Origin of the sequence: Ruthenibacterium sp., assembly GCF_017421385.1 — a bacterium.
Lineage (GTDB): Bacteria > Bacillota > Clostridia > Oscillospirales > Ruminococcaceae > Ruthenibacterium > Ruthenibacterium lactatiformans.
On record NZ_JAFOIN010000003.1, the window covers coordinates 1 to 16970 of the forward strand.

At 61.6% G+C, this 16970-nt stretch carries 16 protein-coding genes; 5 read left to right on the forward strand and 11 right to left on the reverse strand.

Annotated features, from left to right (window positions below):
* Positions 1 to 190: 190 nt before the first annotated feature.
* The 3 genes from IIY41_RS00335 to IIY41_RS00345 all read left to right on the forward strand — a co-directional run bounded on the left by IIY41_RS00335 (position 191) and on the right by IIY41_RS00345 (position 3428).
* Positions 191 to 2089 (forward strand): type I phosphomannose isomerase catalytic subunit, encoded by a 1899-nt coding sequence (locus IIY41_RS00335; RefSeq protein WP_278886015.1) that lies wholly within the window; start codon positions 191 to 193, stop codon positions 2087 to 2089.
* A gap of 139 nt (positions 2090 to 2228) precedes the next feature.
* On the forward strand, positions 2229 to 3017 hold the full coding sequence (locus IIY41_RS00340; RefSeq protein WP_050005439.1) for a sugar phosphate isomerase/epimerase family protein: 789 nt from the start codon (positions 2229 to 2231) through the stop codon (positions 3015 to 3017).
* A 42-nt stretch (positions 3018 to 3059) separates the two neighbouring features.
* On the forward strand, positions 3060 to 3428 hold the full coding sequence (locus tag IIY41_RS00345) for a DUF2500 domain-containing protein (protein ID WP_050005440.1): 369 nt from the start codon (positions 3060 to 3062) through the stop codon (positions 3426 to 3428).
* Positions 3429 to 3517: 89 nt separating this feature from the next.
* On the opposite strand, the gene gltA is transcribed toward IIY41_RS00345, so the two are convergent.
* The 3 genes from gltA to IIY41_RS00360 form a co-directional block, all read right to left on the reverse strand.
* Complete coding sequence (gene gltA / locus IIY41_RS00350) at positions 3518 to 4915, reverse strand: NADPH-dependent glutamate synthase (protein WP_009324485.1); 1398 nt, start codon at positions 4913 to 4915, stop codon at positions 3518 to 3520.
* Between the two features lie 2 nt (positions 4916 to 4917).
* Positions 4918 to 5760 (reverse strand): sulfide/dihydroorotate dehydrogenase-like FAD/NAD-binding protein, encoded by an 843-nt coding sequence (locus IIY41_RS00355; protein WP_117461516.1) that lies wholly within the window; start codon positions 5758 to 5760, stop codon positions 4918 to 4920.
* A gap of 179 nt (positions 5761 to 5939) precedes the next feature.
* Positions 5940 to 7151, reverse strand: a complete 1212-nt coding sequence (locus tag IIY41_RS00360) for an iron-containing alcohol dehydrogenase (protein ID WP_009324487.1) — start codon at positions 7149 to 7151, stop codon at positions 5940 to 5942.
* 200 nt (positions 7152 to 7351) lie between these two features.
* Between IIY41_RS00360 and IIY41_RS00365 the strand changes: the two genes are divergently transcribed.
* Positions 7352 to 8266, forward strand: a complete 915-nt coding sequence (locus IIY41_RS00365; RefSeq protein ID WP_009324488.1) for a LysR family transcriptional regulator — start codon at positions 7352 to 7354, stop codon at positions 8264 to 8266.
* A 451-nt stretch (positions 8267 to 8717) separates the two neighbouring features.
* Here IIY41_RS00365 and IIY41_RS00370 read toward each other — a convergent pair whose 3' ends face one another.
* Positions 8718 to 9281 carry a chromate transporter gene (locus tag IIY41_RS00370; protein WP_009324491.1) on the reverse strand — a complete coding sequence of 188 codons (564 nt, stop codon included), beginning with the start codon at positions 9279 to 9281 and terminating at the stop codon, positions 8718 to 8720.
* The gene (locus IIY41_RS00375; RefSeq protein WP_009324492.1) at positions 9278 to 9868 is read right to left on the reverse strand and encodes a chromate transporter; all 591 of its coding nucleotides are present in this window, start codon (positions 9866 to 9868) and stop codon (positions 9278 to 9280) included. Before IIY41_RS00375 ends, IIY41_RS00370 begins: the two co-directional genes overlap by 4 nt.
* Positions 9869 to 9972: 104 nt before the next feature.
* Here IIY41_RS00375 and IIY41_RS00380 point away from each other — a divergent pair, with 104 nt between their 5' ends.
* The gene (locus IIY41_RS00380; RefSeq protein ID WP_155201344.1) at positions 9973 to 10872 is read left to right on the forward strand and encodes a LysR family transcriptional regulator; all 900 of its coding nucleotides are present in this window, start codon (positions 9973 to 9975) and stop codon (positions 10870 to 10872) included.
* Between the two features lie 67 nt (positions 10873 to 10939).
* Here the strand turns inward: IIY41_RS00380 and IIY41_RS00385 are convergent, their stop codons facing one another.
* From IIY41_RS00385 to IIY41_RS00410, 6 genes are all read right to left on the reverse strand, one after another.
* Positions 10940 to 11887, reverse strand: a complete 948-nt coding sequence (locus IIY41_RS00385; RefSeq protein WP_117461515.1) for a hypothetical protein — start codon at positions 11885 to 11887, stop codon at positions 10940 to 10942.
* Positions 11865 to 12443, reverse strand: a complete 579-nt coding sequence (locus IIY41_RS00390; protein WP_287399123.1) for a zf-HC2 domain-containing protein — start codon at positions 12441 to 12443, stop codon at positions 11865 to 11867. Before IIY41_RS00390 ends, IIY41_RS00385 begins: the two co-directional genes overlap by 23 nt.
* The gene (locus IIY41_RS00395) at positions 12440 to 12949 is read right to left on the reverse strand and encodes an RNA polymerase sigma factor (RefSeq protein ID WP_055081113.1); all 510 of its coding nucleotides are present in this window, start codon (positions 12947 to 12949) and stop codon (positions 12440 to 12442) included. The genes IIY41_RS00390 and IIY41_RS00395 overlap by 4 nt, the downstream gene beginning before the upstream one ends.
* Positions 12950 to 13096: 147 nt before the next feature.
* Positions 13097 to 14365 (reverse strand): O-acetylhomoserine aminocarboxypropyltransferase/cysteine synthase family protein, encoded by a 1269-nt coding sequence (locus IIY41_RS00400; protein ID WP_009324497.1) that lies wholly within the window; start codon positions 14363 to 14365, stop codon positions 13097 to 13099.
* 18 nt (positions 14366 to 14383) lie between these two features.
* Positions 14384 to 16006 (reverse strand): phosphotransferase, encoded by a 1623-nt coding sequence (locus tag IIY41_RS00405; RefSeq protein WP_154524182.1) that lies wholly within the window; start codon positions 16004 to 16006, stop codon positions 14384 to 14386.
* Complete coding sequence (locus IIY41_RS00410; protein WP_117473919.1) at positions 15999 to 16535, reverse strand: PglD-related sugar-binding protein; 537 nt, start codon at positions 16533 to 16535, stop codon at positions 15999 to 16001. The genes IIY41_RS00405 and IIY41_RS00410 overlap by 8 nt, the downstream gene beginning before the upstream one ends.
* Positions 16536 to 16970: the final 435 nt, after the last annotated feature.

Genomic DNA, 16970 nt, shown 5'->3' on the forward strand with positions numbered 1-16970 from the left:
CCCCCCCCCCCCACGGCCGCAACAGCGGCGGGTTTAAGGTTATTATACCATCTTCCCAGCCTGTACGCCACTAGAAATTTTCCGTCTAAAACGCGCGTGTTCTCTTGACATGCCCCGACCCCTGCCTTACACTTTACAGTAGTAAAACGCGCGTGTGACCAGCGCGGAAAACAAGGGGGACATCACTACAATGCGTTATGCGATCGGCATTGATCTGGGCGGTACAAATATCGCCGCAGGCATCGTTACAGAGGACTATAAGCTGTTGGAAAAGGGCAGCGTTCCCACAAAGGCGCAGCGCCCGTGGCAGGAGGTCGCGGCCGATATGGCCCGCCTGGCGATGGAACTTGTGGAAAAGGCGGGCCTTTCCAGGGCCGACTGTGCGGGCATCGGCGTGGGCAGCCCGGGCATCTGCAACGGCGACACAGGCGAGGTCGTCTATTCCAACAACCTGTATTGGGACGACGTGCCCCTTTGCCCCACCCTGACGCGCCTGACGGGCCTGCCCTGCCGCCTGAGCAACGACGCCAACTGCGCTGCCCTGGGCGAGGTGGTCGCCGGCGCGGCCAAAGGCTGCAAAACAGCCGTACTGCTCACGCTGGGAACAGGCGTGGGCGGCGGCGTTGTCATCGACGGGAATATCTATGAGGGGCAGGCCAGCGCGGGCGCAGAGCTGGGCCACTGCACGCTCATCTCCGGGGGCGTGGAATGCACCTGTGGGCGCAGGGGCTGCATCGAAAGCTATGCCTCCGCCACGGCTCTCATCCGCCAGGCTTCAGAGGCTGCGGCCGCGCATCCTGAAAGCCTGCTGAACAAAGAACGCATCACCGCAAAATCCGTATATGACGCCATGCGCGCGGGCGACGATGCCGCAAAGGCCGTCGTGGCGCAGTACGAGGAATATCTCGGCGAGGCCATTGTGGACATGGTGAATATCTTTCGGCCTGAAATGCTGCTGCTGGGCGGCGGTATCTCCGGCGAAGGCAAAGCCCTGACGGACCCGATGAACGAATACGTGAAAGCCCATTGCTTCGGCGGTGACAAGAGCTTTGTCACACGTGTGGACACCGCCACGCTGGGCAACAAGGCGGGCATCATCGGCGCGGCTGCGCTGTGTCTTTCCGCCCCGGCCGCAATGCCGCTCAAGCTCGCGCCCGCGTTCAAGGACTACCTGTGGGGCGGCGAACGCCTGAAAAGCGAATACGGCAAGCATACCAGACTGTCGCCCCTGGCCGAAAGCTGGGAGCTGAGCTGCCACAAGGACGGCCCCAGCACCATTGTCAATGGGCCGGACGCCGGCCGGACGCTGGCGGAATATGCGGCCCGGCACCCCGCATGTGTGGGGACAAGGCATACAGACGGCGTGTTCCCCGTGCTCATCAAACTCATCGACGCGGCCAGGCCGCTCTCTGTGCAGGTGCATCCGGACGACGCCTACGCCCAGCGCGTGGAGGGCGAACCGGGCAAGACCGAGATGTGGTATGTGGTGGATGCACAGCCCGGCGCACAGCTCTATTACGGCTTCCAGCGGGAACTCACCCGTGAGGAGGCCGCCCGGCGCATCGCAGACGGCACGCTCACCGATGTACTGAACGCCGTGCCCGTAAAAGCGGGCGACGTATTTTTCATTGACGCCGGTACCGTGCACGCCATCGGCGCGGACATCCTTATCGCCGAGATCCAGCAGAATTCCAACACCACCTACCGCGTGTTCGATTACGGCCGTCTGGGCGCGGACGGAAAGCCCCGCGCACTGCACGTGGAAAAGGCCCTGGACGTGGCACGCCTGTGCCCGCCCGAGCGTCCGGCAGGCCCCATGGGGAAACCGGAACAGAACGGGGACTGCACTTCCACGCTGCTGGCCAAGTGCGGTTATTTCACCGCGCGCCTGCTGGACGTAGCGGGCAGCGCGCCGCTGTGCGCGGACGGCGAGAGCTTCCATTCCCTGCTGTGCCTGTCCGGCAGCGGCGCAGTCATTTGCGGCGGCGGGGCTGTGCCTTTTGCCAAGGGCGACAGCCTGTTCCTTCCCGCAGGCTTGGGCGCGTATACCATCGCGGGCCGCGCACAGCTTGTTTTGACAACCCTGTAATAAAGCGCCTTTTCACCCCGTATAAAACAATAACGCGCGGCTCCGTTTGCACAGGGCCGCGCGGCGGGTGTGGACCGCACGCAAAAGCCCCGCGCACAGCGGGGCTTTTTTCTCAAAACCGAACCGGGAGGAATCTGTAATGAGCAATAAAAAAAACATCGTGGGCGCGCAGGTCTCCAGTCTGCGCCCCTATCTGCAAACGCCCCAGGAGCTGCGCGCATCCCTGCAAAAGCTGGCGGACATGGGTTACCGCACGGTGCAGATGCAGTGGTGGAACCCGGAGTTCGAGCCGGAGCTTGTTGCCGCCGCCGTGCGGGACGCCGGGCTTACCTGCGTTTCCACGCAAGACCTCTACACAGCCGTACGGGATGATTTCGAGCGCACCGTGCGCTTGAACGTGCTGTGCGGCAGCACCTGCGTCTGCGTCAGCGGCATCCCCGCTCCGGTGCCGGACACTGCGAGCGTGCTTGCCTTTTCGGCGGAGCTGGCCGCCATGGCGGCGCGCATCGCGCCGCTGGGCATGACGCTGGCGTTTCATCCACGCGCGCGGGAATGGGCGCCCGCAGACACGGCCGAGCCGGGCCTTTCCTGCACGGAACTGCTTTTGGAGCACACGCCTCAAAACGTAACGCTCGGGCTGGACCTGTACCACTCCGGCAAAGCGGGTCTCGCGCCAGACGCACTGCTGCGCCGCTGGGCCGGGCGTGTGGAATTCGTGCACTTCAAGGATTATTGCATCGCCCCCGACGGCTCGGAAACGTTGGTGCCCGTGGGACAGGGCGTGACGGACTGGAGCGCCGCCGTGGACGCCTGCCGGGAAACCGGCGTGCGCTGGGCCTTTGCCGAGCAGGAGCGCTGGGAAAAGGACGCTTTCCTGTGTATGCGGGAGAGCCTGGACGCCATGCGCGCCTGGGGCTTTGAGCCGTGACGTCCTCCCACCCGGCTCGGACGTGAAAGGAGTTTTTTTCTGATGGATTTCTTTTTCTTCGGCGGTGGATTTGAAATTCTGTTCTCCCTCGCATTCTTCGCGGTTTTGGCCGTCATCCTTGTTACTGCGGTGCGCGGCCTGCTGCAATGGAACCAAAACAACCATTCCCCGCGCCTGACCGTGCCCGCCGTCGTGGCGGCGAAGCGCACCGCCACCACGCACTCCCACCACAATACAGGCGGCGCGGCGCACGTCACCTCCAGCACCACTTATTACGCCACGTTCCAGGTGGAAAGCGGCGACCGCATGGAACTGCGCCTTTCGGGCGCGGAATACGGCATGCTGGCCGAGGGCGACCGCGGCAGGCTCACCTTTCAGGGCACACGCTATCTTTCCTTTGAACGGGAATAAGGCGCCTGCCCTTTCTTTCCTCTATGGCACCCACAAAAGACGGGCTGCCGGCAGACGCCGGCAGCCCGTCTTTTGTTGCCTTTTATCCGTCAGGCATTGTCCTTACTTTTGATGTACTCGTCAATGGCCTTGGCGGCGTGCTTGCCTGCTCCCATGGCCAGAATGACCGTGGCTGCGCCCGTCACGGCGTCGCCGCCCGCGTACACCGCGTTGCGCGTCGTCAGGCCGTCGTCGCCGTTGGTGATGATGCAGCCGTGGCTGTTTGTCTCCAGGCCCGGCGTCGTGCTGCGGATGAGCGGGTTCGGGCTGGTGCCGATGGACATGACCATGCAGTCCACCTCCAGCACAAATTCACTGCCTTCCTTCACGACCGGACGGCGGCGGCCGCTTGCGTCCGGCTCGCCCAGTTCCATCTCCACACAGCGCATGCCGCACACACTGCCGTCTGCGTCTCCCAGCACCTCCACCGGGTTCGAGAGGGTCTTGAAAATGATTCCCTCTTCCACCGCGTGCTCCACCTCTTCCTTACGGGCGGGCAGCTCGTTCATGCTGCGGCGGTACACGATGTACACATTTTCCGCGCCCAACCGCTTGGCGCAGCGCGCCGCGTCCATGGCCACGTTGCCGCCGCCCACAACAGCCACGTTCCTTGCATGCTGGATGGGCGTTTTCGCCCCCTCCCTGTACGCTTTCATCAGATTGATGCGCGTGAGGAACTCGTTGGCCGAGTACACGCCCTTCAGGCTCTCGCCCGGAATGCCCATGAACCGGGGCAGGCCCGCGCCCGAACCGATGAACACCGCCTCGTTGCCCATTTCGAACAGCTCGTCGATGGTGATCGTCTTGCCAATGACCACGTTGGTCTCGATGTCGACGCCCAGCTCCTTCAGGCCGTCGATCTCCTGGCGCACGATATCCTTGGGCAGGCGGAATTCCGGAATGCCGTACACCAGCACGCCGCCCGCGGTGTGCAGCGCCTCGTATACCGTCACCTTATAGCCCAGCTTTGCAAGGTCGCCGGCAGCCGTCAGCCCGGACGGGCCGGAGCCGATGACCGCCACCCTGTGCCCGTTGGGCACGGGCATGGCGGGCTTTTCGGTGCTGTGCTCCCGATGCCAGTCGGCCACAAACCGCTCCAGACGGCCGATGCCCACGCTTTCCGTTTTGATGCCGCGAACACATTTGCCCTCGCACTGGTTCTCCTGCGGGCACACGCGGCCGCACACCGCCGGCAGCGCGCTGGACGCGCTGAGCACGGCGTACGCGCCCTCCATGTCCTCATCGGCCACCTTCGCAATAAAGGCGGGGATATCTATATTCACCGGGCAGCCGCTCACACAGGGCTTGTTTTTGCAGTTCAGGCAGCGCTTTGCTTCGTTCACAGCCATCTCATAGGTATAGCCCAGTGCCACTTCCTTGAAATTCTTATTGCGCACGTCCGGGTCCTGCACCGGCATAGGGCACTTTTTCGGGTCCATATTCGGCATGATCATTCGACCTCCTTTTTCAGCAGCTCGCACTCCGCCTCACGGGCGTGCGCCTCAAAGTCGCGGTACATTGTGCCGCGGTGCATCGCCTCGTCAAAGTCCACCTCGTGGCCGTCAAAATCCGGCCCGTCCACGCAGGCAAACTTTGTCTTGCCGCCTACGGTCAGGCGGCAGCCGCCGCACATGCCCGTTCCGTCGATCATGATCGGGTTCATGGACACCGTCGTTTTGATGCCGTATTTTTTCGTCAGCTGGCACACAAATTTCATCATCACCAGCGGCCCGATGGCAATTACCTCATCGTACTGGTTGCCCGCGTTGATGAGCGTCTCCAGCGCGTTCGTCACAAGGCCCTTTTCGCCCCAGCTGCCGTCGTCGGACATCTTCACCACCTGGGCGGAGACAGCCTCGAACTCCTTCTCCAGGATCACCAGGTCCTTATTGCGGAAGCCCACCACGCTGTGCACCTCCGCGCCCAGCTCGTGCAGCTTCTTCGCCGTGGGATACGCGATGGCGCAGCCAACGCCGCCGCCCACCACGGCTACCTTTTTCAGCCCTTCCAGCTTGCTGGGTGTGCCAAGCGGACCCACAAAGTCCACAAGGCTGTCCCCTGCGTTCAGGGCGTTCAATTCCATCGTCGCCCCGCCCACGATCTGGAAGATGATCGTCACGGTGCCGGCCTTACGGTCATAATCCGCGATCGTCAGCGGCACCCGCTCGCCGTCCTCCGACGCACGGAAGATGATGAACTGTCCCGGCTCCGCTTTTTTCGCCACCAGCGGCGCTTCGATGACCATTTTTGTCACCGTCGGGTTCAGCGGCGTCTTTTCCAAAATCTTATACATACTTCACGCACTCCTCCTCATTCTGCCCTCGTGCGGACGCGCGGGGGAACCATTCAAGAAAGGCGCAGCCGCTGGCCGGCGGCTGCGCCATTGGGTATAGTATAGCATAAAACACAAACGGGAGTGTTCAAAATTTTATGCTTCCCATCAAATTGTGCGCTGCTACCAAAAATCGGCTCTTAGAAGTCGATTTCCTTGTCATAGTATACAGCGGTGAGCAGCTTTTCCATCTCCTCCTGCGTGGGGATACGGGGGTTGGAACCCGTACAGGCATCGGCAATGGCGTTCTTCGCGACCTCGGACAGCTTCTCGTTGAATTCCTTTTCGTCGATGATGCTCTGCTCCGCGATGACGCCGCCCTCGCCGTAATTTTGAATGGCGTACGGGATATTCAGCTCCTTGTTCATCTTGCGCAGCTCCGCGATCAGCGCGTCCACCAGCTCCTCAGTGGTGCTGCCCGGCAGGTCGATAAAGCGAGCGATCTCGGCATAACGCCCGGCCGCCTCGGCATTTCTGGCGTTAAATTTGATGACCTTGGGCAGGTACATGGCATTGGCCGCGCCGTGGATGATGTGGCCGCCGGAATATGCGGCGCCCGTTTTGTGCGCCATGGAGTGCACAATGCCCAGAAGCGCGTTGGAGAACGCCATGCCGGCCAGGCACTGCGCGTCGTGCATGGTATCGCGGGCAGCCATATCGCCGTCGTAGGATTTTTTCAGGTTCTCGTGGATGAGCTTGATGGCGTGCAGCGCCAGAGGATCGGTATAATTGCAATGCAGTGTGGACACATAGGCCTCAATGGCGTGTGTCATGGCGTCCATGCCGGTATGGGCCGTCAGCTTCGGGGGCATCTTCTCGGCCAGGTCCGGGTCCACAATGGCGATATCCGGTGTGATGTTGAAGTCCGCCAGAGGATACTTGATACCCTTCGCATAGTCGGTAATAACAGCGAAAGCGGTGACCTCGGTGGCAGTGCCGGACGTGGACGGAATGGCGCAGAACTTCGCCTTCGTGCGCAGCGTCGGGAAGCTGAACGGGGTGATCAGGTCCTCAAAGGTGACCTCGGGATATTCATAAAACGCCCACATGGCCTTCGCAGCATCGATGGGGGAACCGCCGCCCATGGCAACGATCCAGTCCGGCTCAAACTCACGCATGGCCGCCGCACCGCGCATCACAGTCTCAACAGAGGGGTCCGGCTCCACGTTTTCAAACAGGCGCACTTCCATGCCGGCCTGCTTCAGGTAGCCCTCTACCTTGTCCAGAAAGCCGAAGCGCTTCATGCTGCCGCCGCCAACAACGACGATGGCCTTTTTGCCTTTCAGGTTGGCCAGCTCCGCGATAGAGCCCTTGCCATGATACAGATCACGCGGTAATGTAAAACGCGCCATAACGAAAACCTCCAGTAAGTTTGATGGATTATGTTGTCCGGCGGCAACGCGCCGGGGTCCGGCTGTTGGGGCAGGAGCGCCGGCGCCGCCGTGCCCTTATCCCTTGTTAAAATTTTATCACTTTCTTTTCCCGCCGGGTAATGTATAATAGGAATGGTACCTATATCTATTTTCACATATCTGTTTCGGAGGTGCACGTCATGAACCTGCAGCAGCTGCGCTACGCCGTCGAGGTCGCCAAAACGGGGTCCATAACCGCCGCAGCCAAAAATCTGTATATGGGCCAGCCCAACCTGAGCAAGAGCATCCGGGAGCTGGAGGCGGAGCTTGGCATCACACTGTTCGAGCGCACGGCCCGCGGTGTGGCGCCCACCAAAAACGGCGAGGATTTTCTGGGCTATGCCCGCAGCATCATCGCGCAGATGGAAAGCCTGGAGACGATGTTCGGCCCCCATACCGAGACCGGAACGCAGCTCTCCGTCTGTGCGCCGCGTGCCAGCTATGTTGCGCAGGCGTTCAGCCGGTACCTTGGTGCGGAGGGGCGCGCCCCGCTGCAGGTGCAGTACCGCGAGACCAGCGCTGCCGCCGTTATCAGCGACGTCGCCTCCGGCACCGCCAATCTGGGCGTCGTGCGCTGGCAGGCGGAGCATGCGGCCACGCTGGACAACCTCCTGCGGGAAAACGCGCTCTCCGGTGAGGTGCTCTGGGAGTTCAGCATGGTGGTACTGCTGCACGAACGCCATCCCCTGGCCGCGCTGGGGGATATCCCCTACCACCTGCTGGGCGATTATCCCGAGATCGTCCACGGAGACCTTACGCCCGTCCTGCCCGCCGAACAGCCCGCGCAGGCGGCAGGCGGCAGGCAGGGCCGCATCGCCGTATTTGACCGCGGCGGCCAGTTTGACATTCTGCGGAATGTGCCGGGCAGCTATATGTGGGTGAGCCCCGTTCCCTTTGAGATCCTGGCCCAGCAGGAGCTGGTGCAGAAGCCCTGCCGCAGCGCCTCGCGCTACCGCGACGTGCTTGTGCGCCGCCGTCCCGGCGCGCTCAGCGCGGCGGAAGTTGCCTTCATCAACGAGCTCCGGCGCGAGATCGCAGGGCTGGTGCAGACATGATCTGTGCGCCCTCAAGCGTTCCATTCCGTGTAAGGCAACACCGCACAATTCACGGCTGACGCCTTAAGCGTCGCCTCGCTTGCAGATTTTCCGGCAACTGTCACAGAAATGCTCGCGAATACACAAAGTATTCGCGAGCATTTTTGTTTAACCTGCCAAAAAACCGGCCGGCGCGCTTCGACTCTTAGAATTGTGCGGTGTTGCCTTAAAGGTTTCCTTTTTGCAGCGTTTGCGCTTTTTTCGGTTGGCTCTTTTAAGGGAATACGCTGCATGCAATAGAATTGCAGAACGCCCTAAGCCCTGGCACAGACGGTACGGCAGGCGCTTCCCTGCATGTTTTTTGAGAGGTCCCGCCCCGGCCGTTCCTGCGGCATTCCGCTGCCATACAATGCAAAAACCGCCCCGGACGTTTTGCCGTCCGGGGCGGTTTTTGCCATTCGGGCGCAATGCCTTACAGCAGCGTGTACAGCACAAGCCCCGCCGCGCCCGCGCCCGCCATCACAAGGATGGGGTCCTTCTTCCAGCGCCGCAGCACGAACAGCGCGGCGGCAAACAGCAGCACGGCAATGAGGTCCACATCCGCGAGCCCTGCGGGCAGCGCGTCCGCACCGAAAAATGAAAGGTTCACCAGCGTCACGCCCGCGGAGGCGATCATCGCCACCACAGCCGGGCGCAGGCCCGCCAGCACCCCCTGCACCATGGAAAGGCCCCGGTAGCGGTAATATACATAAGCCAGCGTCAGCACAATAATGCAGGAAGGCAGGACACACCCCGCCGTGGCCACCAGCGCGCCGGGCAGCCCTCCCAACTGCAGGCCCACGAACGTGGCCGAATTGATGGCGATGGGGCCGGGCGTCATCTGCGAGATCGTAATGATATCGCTGAACTGCTCCAGCGTAAGCCAGGGATGCAGCTCCACCACCTGGTGCTGGATGAGCGGCATGGCGGCATAGCCGCCGCCGATGCTGAACAGCCCGATTTGAAAAAAGCTCCAGAACAGTTCCAGATGGATCATTGCGCGCGGCCTCCTTTCGAGGTGCGCTGCCTGCGCCACAGGTCAGCGGCGCCCACCGCGCCGCACACCAGGATAATGGCCACTACGTTCACACCGAAAAAGCGCGCCGCAGCAAACGCGCCCAACAGCATCACCACAGGCAGGACGCGCCTTTCCCCCAGAACGGAGCGCCCCATCGTCAGCACCACGTCGCAGATGACGGCGGCCACGCCGGCCTGCATCCCCCGCATGACCAGCGCGACGATGCGGTTATCCCGAAACGCAGTGTAAAAAAAAGAAATGATGGATAAAATGATGAGCGGCGGCAGCACAGTGCCCAGCACCGTGACCAGCGCCCCGGGCACGCCGGCCACGCGGTAGCCTACTAAGATGGATGCGTTCACTGCGATGGCTCCCGGCGAGGACTGTGCAATGGCCGTCAGATCCATCATCTCTTCCTCGTCGATCCAGTGCAGCTGCTCCACGAACTTTTTGCGCATCAGCGGGATGATGACGAATCCGCCCCCGAATGTGAACGCACTGAGCGTGAACGTAGAGGTGAACAGCGTCAGATAATCCTTCCTGCTGTGTTTTGGCTGTTGTTCCATACCTCGCTTCCCCCTTCCCTATCATCATACGCCTTGCAATTTAATAATAAAAATACTATTATATTATAAATATCATATTATTTTTGTTATAAGGAGATTTTGGCATGACGCTGCGGCACATCCGCATTTTTCTGGCCGTGTGCGAAAACGGCAACAACACCACCCGCGCGGCGCGGGCGCTGTACCTGGCGCAGCCGGCCGTAAGCCGCGCCGTGGCCGAGCTGGAGGAATATTACGGTGTGCGCCTGTTCGACCGTATCGGCCGCCGCCTGTATCTCACCGAGGCCGGGCGGCGCATGTGGGAATACGCGGTGCACATCTGCGGCCTGTTCGACGACCTGGAAAAGGGCCTGCGCAGCTGGGACGAACAGGGCGTGCTGCGCGTAGGAGCCAGCATTACCATCGGCTCCCAGTTCCTGCCCGGTTATGTGGACGCATTCCGCGCGGCACACCCCGGGGTGGATGTGCGCGTCTGGGTGGGGCCGTCGGAGCAGCTTGAGGAAAAGCTGCTGCACAACACGCTGGACGTCGCTCTGATGGAAGGGCCTGTCCACGGCAGTGCGCTGACAGCGGAGGAATATATGGCGGATACTCTGGCCGTCGTCTGCGCGCCGGGCCGTCCCTTTACGCAGGGCCAGACCGTGCCGCTGGACGCCTTCCGCGTCCAGCGCTTTCTGCTGCGCGAAAAAGGCAGCGGCACCCGCGAGCAATTCGACAGCGCGGCCGCGGCCGCGGGTTTCACGGTCGCGCCGGTATGGGAATCCACCAGCACGCTGGCGCTGGTGAATGCGGCCACCCGCGGCCTTGGCGTGGCGGTGCTGCCCCTGCGCATGGCAGCGGACGCGCTGGAAAAGGGACAGGTGGCGGTATTCCGCGTGGATGGGCTGGATCTTTCCCGCAAATTCCGCCTGGTGCACCACCGGGATAAATTTCTTACGGCGTCAGCGCGGGAATTCCTGGCACTGTGCCGCGCCCAAGGCGACGCTGCGCGGGAAAGGGTGTAAAAAGCCGCCGCGCGGCGTGGAGACATCCCGCCGCGCGGCGGCTTTGATGTATCTGTATCCTGTTCTTTCAGTGGGCGCAATGCTCGTACCCGTGGGAGATCAGCCACGCGTTTTTTCTCTCCTCTATAATTTCATTCCGGCCGTTCAGGCTCTGGCCGCAGTTTGCCTTTACCCCGCAGTCCAAAGCTGCCAGATAATCCAGAATCTTCTCCTCCGTGATCTCTTCCGACGGGATATGCTCTGCCGCCCACCAAACCGGGTCCTTCTGTTCTGTCGGCTTGAAGGCAAGCGCCACGGAATAATATGCAAAGGGCTGGCCCGTTTCTTCGCAGACAGCCTTTGTTTTCAGCAGGTAGTCCGCCAATTCCGCATCTGCAGGAGCCGGCGCGCCAACCGCAGAAAAGCTTACGCTCAGCTCTATCGGAAGCGGAAGCCCGGCACGGTCGTATTCCTCGTCTGTCCGAAAGACCGGCGCGTCCGGGTCAAACAAAGGGCCTTCCTGCGTTGTGTAAAAGCCTGCATGAACTTCGGCTTCTCCCGTCAGCGCTCTCAGCCGCGCCGCCGTTGCGCCGCTTTCCAGCTCCGAGTTCAAAAGATTTTTGAACCGTTCGTAGGTGTTGCAACCCGAACGGACTGCTCCGTCTATTTGGCTGAACACTGCTCCATCGCTGAAATATGCCGGAAATTCAACATCCTCGCTTGCTTCTTTGCGAACCGTACACACATAATCCATGCCCGCCGATTTGTCCGCCCGGACGACCCACTGATAACGGGCAGGCCCGACAACGTAGCCTTCACCCGGATGGTAAGCCCTATAATGCGCGGTAATTTTCTGTTCTGTATACCAGGCGATCAGAGGATTTCCCGTCTTTCGCCATGTCCACCATACAAGTCCTCCCAAAAGAATCAGCGCCAACAGAAGCGCCAGCGCACGCGTTGTTTTCGTACGCGGAACGCGAGTCCTGCCTTTGTGCGTCTCGCCCGCTCTTTCGTCAATGCTTTTTGCCGTCTGCATATTTTTCCTCCTTCCTGTTTCCAAACGCAAAATGCAGCAGCCCCGCGATTGCACAGCCTATGGCCAGCGGCCCGGCAACCGCCAGCGCCATAGACACATACGGCACCACTGAACCCCACTGCAGCGATTGCATGTTTGGGATAAAAAAATACAAAAGCACAAACGCCGCCGCTGCAGCCGGCACCAGCCAGCACCTGCGCCGCAGGACATAATAACACGCCGCGCCCACCAGCGGCAGCCACCACGCAAGATACACGCCGCCCGCGCGGGAGGTGAGCCACAGCGCGCCCAGCACGCCCACCAGCGCGAACAGCACGCTTTGCGCCAGCAGCCTCCAGCGCAGCCTGCGCAGTACCCGCGCATCGTCCGGCATGCTGTGCTCGGGCGGCGTTTCGCTTTCCGGCATCGTGCGGCAGCCACCGCAACGCTCCGTATGCGCGCGTACCAGCGCTTCGCTGTCCGCGCTGGCCACGCCGTCCCGTACCAGCGGCATCAGGTCCCGGCATACCTCGCAGGAAATGTCAAAGCGTATCCCTCGCTCTGTTTGTGTTTTCATAGCTCTGCCCCCTCCTTCTGCAATTGCTCCCGCAGCCAGTGGCGCGTGCGAAAATCCAACGTGCGGGCCGCGCTTTCGCTGACGCCGCACCTCTGTGCGATCTCCGCGAACGAATATCCCTGCGCCCGCAGCCAAAGCACCTCTCCGGCGGGCGGGCGGCGCGTTTGCAGCAGTTCCTTTGCCCGCGCGGCCAGCGCCCGGGCGTCCACCTGCGTTTCAAACGGAGGCGCGCCCGTGCCGCCCTCCTCCACATACCGGGCCAAAAGCTCATCGCCGGAAAGTACATGCCGTTTGCGCCGCAGCCCGTCGATCCAAACATGCCGTGCAATGCTGAACAGCCAGGTGCGCACACATGCGCCCTTCCGAAAGCCGCTCAGCCCTGTGAGCGCCCGCAGGAACGTCTCGCTCAGCAGGTCCTCCGCAAGGGCGGCGTCCCGCGTCAGGCTGCACAGGTAACGGTACACATCCTGCCGGTACTGAGTATAGATCTGTTCGATCTCCTGCATCGGGACGCCTCCTTTCAGCATGTTAGACGCACGCGCAGACATTTTGTTTCAGCTTTCGGAAAACTTTTTGCCTCCTTGCAAAACAAAACGCGGCGCAGAGCAAAAAATGCTCTGCGCCGCGTTTCATCCCAACAGGCCGCGAGCCGTTCAGCGGATGGCCGCGAAGCCTTTTTTCAGATCGTCCAGAATATCGTCGATGTGCTCCAGCCCCACGGACAGGCGGATAAGCCCCGGCGTGATGCCCGCGGCCACAAGCTGTTCGTCGGTGAGCTGGCGGTGGGTGCTGCTGGCCGGATGCAGCACGCAGGTGCAGATGTCGGCTACATGCACCACCTTGTTGGCCAGGGACAGGCTGTCCATGAACTTGACGGCCACCTCGCGCCCGCCGCGAATGGAGAACGAGATCACCCCGCTGCACCCGTCGGGCAGGTATTTTTTTGCGGCTGCGGCATAAGGGCTGCCGGACAGCGCGGGATAATTGACAAACTCCACCTCCGGCTGCCTTGCCAGGAAGGCAGCGGCCTGTTCCGCGTTGCGGCAGTAACGCTCCATGCGCACGGCCAGCGTCTCCAGCCCAAGGTTCAGCAGAAACGCATCCTGCGCGGAGGGGTACATACCGAAATCGCGCATCAGCTGCACCCGCGCCTTGGTGATATACGCAGCCCTGCCGAAATCCCTGGTATAGGTCACGCCGTGATAGCTCTCGTCCGGCGTGCACAGCTCGCCGAATTTTCCGTTTTCCCAGTTGAAATTGCCGGAATCCACGATCACGCCGCCCACCTGGATGGCATGGCCGTCCATGTACTTCGTGGTGGAGTGCACCACGATATCCGCGCCCCACTCGATGGGACGGCACAGCACAGGCGTGGCAAAGGTGTTGTCCACAAGAAACGGCACGCCGTTTCTGTGGGCGGTGCGCGCGAATTTTTCAAGGTCCAGCACAGCGATGGCAGGGTTGGCAATGGTCTCGCCGAACAACGCCTTTGTGTTGGGGCGGAACGCCTTTTCGATCTCCTCCTCCGGCGCGTCCGCGTCCACGAAGGTACATTCGATGCCGAACTTCTTCAGCGTGACCGCAAACAGGTTCACCGTACCGCCGTAAATGGTGGAGGCGGCGACAAAATGGTCGCCCGCGGTGCAGATGTTCAGAACCGCAAGCAGACTGGCCGCCTGTCCGCTGGTGGTGCACAGCGCGCCCACGCCGCCCTCCAGCGCCGCGATTTTCTGTTCCACCGCCGCGACGGTGGGGTTGGAGATGCGGGAATACATGTGGCCGTCCGCCGAAAGGTCGAACAGCTGGCCGATGTGCTCGGTGGAATCATAGGTGTAGGTGGTGCTCTGGTAGATCGGCAGGGCCTTCGGCTCGCCGTTGCCGGGCTTGTAGCCCTCATGCAGGCATTTTGTTTCGATGTGCATGGTGTTTTTCTTCCCCTCTCACGAATACTTTTTCACGATGGACGCCATTTCGTCCCAAACGTTTTCCATGTCCGCCACCAGCTTGAACTGGGTGCGGCAGCGCTCCAGGTTCTGGCGCGCCCGGCTCACCTTGAAGTAGGTATCGCCCTGCAGATAGTCCGTCAGAAAACGGATGCCGCACTCCAGCGTCATCAGCTTGGCGCCCCAGGGCAGGTACTCTTTTTCCGTGTCCGTCAGCGCGGCGCCCGCGGCCTCCAGATAACCGCGGGTATACAGCTCAAACAGGTACAGGTCAAAATGCACCTTGGAAACGTCCGGCTCGTCCTCAGCCGCCGTGGACGCGCCGAAGCGGATGGAATCGCCGTAATCGTTCAGCGCAAGCCCCGGCATGATGGTGTCGAGGTCGATGACGCACAGCGCCTCGCCGGTGTGGGCATCAAACAAAATATTGTTCAGCTTCGTGTCGTTGTGCGTCACACGCAGCGGCAGCTTTCCCGCGTCCAGCAAGTCCATCAGCACCGCGCAGTCCGCCCTGCGCCGCTGCACAAAGGCAATCTCCTCCCGGCAGGTCCGCGCGCGGTTCTTCACGTCGCGCTCCAGCGCCTTGTCAAAGTCTGCAAGACGCTTGCGGGTATCATGGAATTTCTCGATGGTCTCGTGCAGCGTCCCGGCCGGATAATCCTCCAGCGCGCGCAAAAAGCCGCCGAAGCTCTTGGCCGAATGGTAGAAGTCCATCGGGTCCGTCACGCTTTCGATGCACACGGAATCCGGAATATAGTTATAGCAGCGCCACGCGCTTCCCACCGCGTCCTCAAAATAGTTGTCGCCTGTTTTCGTCTTGATATAATTCAGCGTCTCGCGGTCCGCGTCGCCGCCGCGCGCCAGTATCTTTCGGCGCAGGTATTCCGTCACGCCGAAAATATTCTCCATGACGGCGCGCGGGTCCTTAAACACACCCGTGTTGATGCGCTGGATGACATAGCGCAGCTCGTCGCCGCCCTGCGCCGCCATGTACACGGCATAGGTGTCGTTGATGTGTCCCGCGCCGAAGGGCTTTACATAGCTGGCCGTCTCGCCCAGCTTGAAAGCGAACAGCGCGTCCTCCAGGTTGTGGTCCTCCACCCCGTCAATGTGCCGGCGGGTGGAATACAGCACGGTGGCCGCCTCGGTGCGCGCGCACGGCTCCATGTGGCACCAGGCCTTGATGGTGGCGTGCAGATTGACGTGCACGCCGTCTTCCAGGACGTTATCGTGGTCCACCAGCGCGCCGCTGTTTACAAGGCATGCCGCGCCCAGCACAGTATTGGTGTTGATGATGGCCCCGTGCAGCACAAGGCAGCCCGGCCCAAGCACCGCGGACGGGCTGACGATGGCTGTGGGATGCACCACGCTGGGCACACGGTAACCCGCGTCCAGCAGGCGACGCGTCCACGCCAGGCGCAGGCGGTTGTCGCCAAACGCCGCCACGGCCTCAGGGTATTCACCCGTGAGCGAAGTGTAGTCCATGCATTTGCCTGCAACGTCCGAGCCGCGGACGGCGTCGTCCAGAAACGCCACGCCGTCCCAGTTCCCTGCAGCGCGCGCCACTTCCCCCACCATCTGGCCAAGGCCGCCGGCGCCCAAGATCAAAAGTTTAGACATGCTGTCCCCCCAATGGTAAAAATGCCGCGCCCCGTTCGAGCACGGTGCCGGATTCTATCTTCATCTGCGCGGGCACGGTGTTGCCGGCCTTGACAATGGCCCCGGGCGCAAGGTGGGCGCACGCGCCGATCACACAGTCGTGGTCCGCGATCGCCCCCATGTTCACGATGGCCCCCTGCTCCACGACAGCACACGCTCCCACAGCGGCCAGCGCCAGCACCACAGCCCCGGGACGGATATCCGCCGTGGGGCTGACATAGGCTCTCGGATGCACCAGCGCCGGCAGGCTGTAGCCCGCCGCGGCCAGTTTTTCCAGCCAGGCAGCGCGCAGCGCGTTGGCGCCAAAGGCCGGATACGCCCAGCGGAATTCCCCCGCAAAGCGTATATAGTCCGTACACGGGCCGAGGATATCCGTTCCCGTGCATCCGTCGTCCAGGAACGCCACACGCCCGAAAACGCCCATAGCCCGCGCTGTTTCGGCCGCCGTGCGGCCGTAGCCACCCGCGCCGAGGATGATCAGGTTTTCCATCCGCAGCCTCCCATACCGCCTCCGCACCGCGCGGCCGGAGGCATTCACATTCTTGTATATGATAGAATATCATACCATATTTATACTAAAAAAAACAGACCGCTTCTTCAAAACCTTTCGCAGCCCCCTCCCGGAAAACTCCGCAGGGGCAGCAGAAGAAACGCCGCTGCGGAGCTGCGGCTCCCCGTGCATTGCACCCTCGTGGGGCGACGCAAAATGCTTCGGCGGGGGCAAAACCCACGAAATTCGTATACTTACACAACTTTGCGCGGGACAGAGGGCAAAAATTTGGCGGCGCGGCAAGGATTTTTTTGGCAAAAGCTCTTTGAAAAATGCGCATTTCTGTTATAATAGCTCTAAAGTGCCGCTTTGCGGCGGGCCTGCCCGGCAGACCCTGAAAGCGCGCTGCGCTTTCCTTTCGGCTTTTGTAACATG

Coding starts and splice junctions, on each gene's coding strand:
- IIY41_RS00335 (WP_278886015.1), top strand. CDS start 191: ATGCGTTATGCGATCGGCATTGATCTGGGCGGTACAAATATCGCCGCA.
- IIY41_RS00340 (WP_050005439.1), top strand. CDS start 2,229: ATGAGCAATAAAAAAAACATCGTGGGCGCGCAGGTCTCCAGTCTGCGC.
- IIY41_RS00345 (WP_050005440.1), top strand. CDS start 3,060: ATGGATTTCTTTTTCTTCGGCGGTGGATTTGAAATTCTGTTCTCCCTC.
- gltA (WP_009324485.1), bottom strand. CDS start 4,915: ATGCCGAATATGGACCCGAAAAAGTGCCCTATGCCGGTGCAGGACCCG.
- IIY41_RS00355 (WP_117461516.1), bottom strand. CDS start 5,760: ATGTATAAGATTTTGGAAAAGACGCCGCTGAACCCGACGGTGACAAAA.
- IIY41_RS00360 (WP_009324487.1), bottom strand. CDS start 7,151: ATGGCGCGTTTTACATTACCGCGTGATCTGTATCATGGCAAGGGCTCT.
- IIY41_RS00365 (WP_009324488.1), top strand. CDS start 7,352: ATGAACCTGCAGCAGCTGCGCTACGCCGTCGAGGTCGCCAAAACGGGG.
- IIY41_RS00370 (WP_009324491.1), bottom strand. CDS start 9,281: ATGATCCATCTGGAACTGTTCTGGAGCTTTTTTCAAATCGGGCTGTTC.
- IIY41_RS00375 (WP_009324492.1), bottom strand. CDS start 9,868: ATGGAACAACAGCCAAAACACAGCAGGAAGGATTATCTGACGCTGTTC.
- IIY41_RS00380 (WP_155201344.1), top strand. CDS start 9,973: ATGACGCTGCGGCACATCCGCATTTTTCTGGCCGTGTGCGAAAACGGC.
- IIY41_RS00385 (WP_117461515.1), bottom strand. CDS start 11,887: ATGCAGACGGCAAAAAGCATTGACGAAAGAGCGGGCGAGACGCACAAA.
- IIY41_RS00390 (WP_287399123.1), bottom strand. CDS start 12,443: ATGAAAACACAAACAGAGCGAGGGATACGCTTTGACATTTCCTGCGAG.
- IIY41_RS00395 (WP_055081113.1), bottom strand. CDS start 12,949: ATGCAGGAGATCGAACAGATCTATACTCAGTACCGGCAGGATGTGTAC.
- IIY41_RS00400 (WP_009324497.1), bottom strand. CDS start 14,365: ATGCACATCGAAACAAAATGCCTGCATGAGGGCTACAAGCCCGGCAAC.
- IIY41_RS00405 (WP_154524182.1), bottom strand. CDS start 16,006: ATGTCTAAACTTTTGATCTTGGGCGCCGGCGGCCTTGGCCAGATGGTG.
- IIY41_RS00410 (WP_117473919.1), bottom strand. CDS start 16,535: ATGGAAAACCTGATCATCCTCGGCGCGGGTGGCTACGGCCGCACGGCG.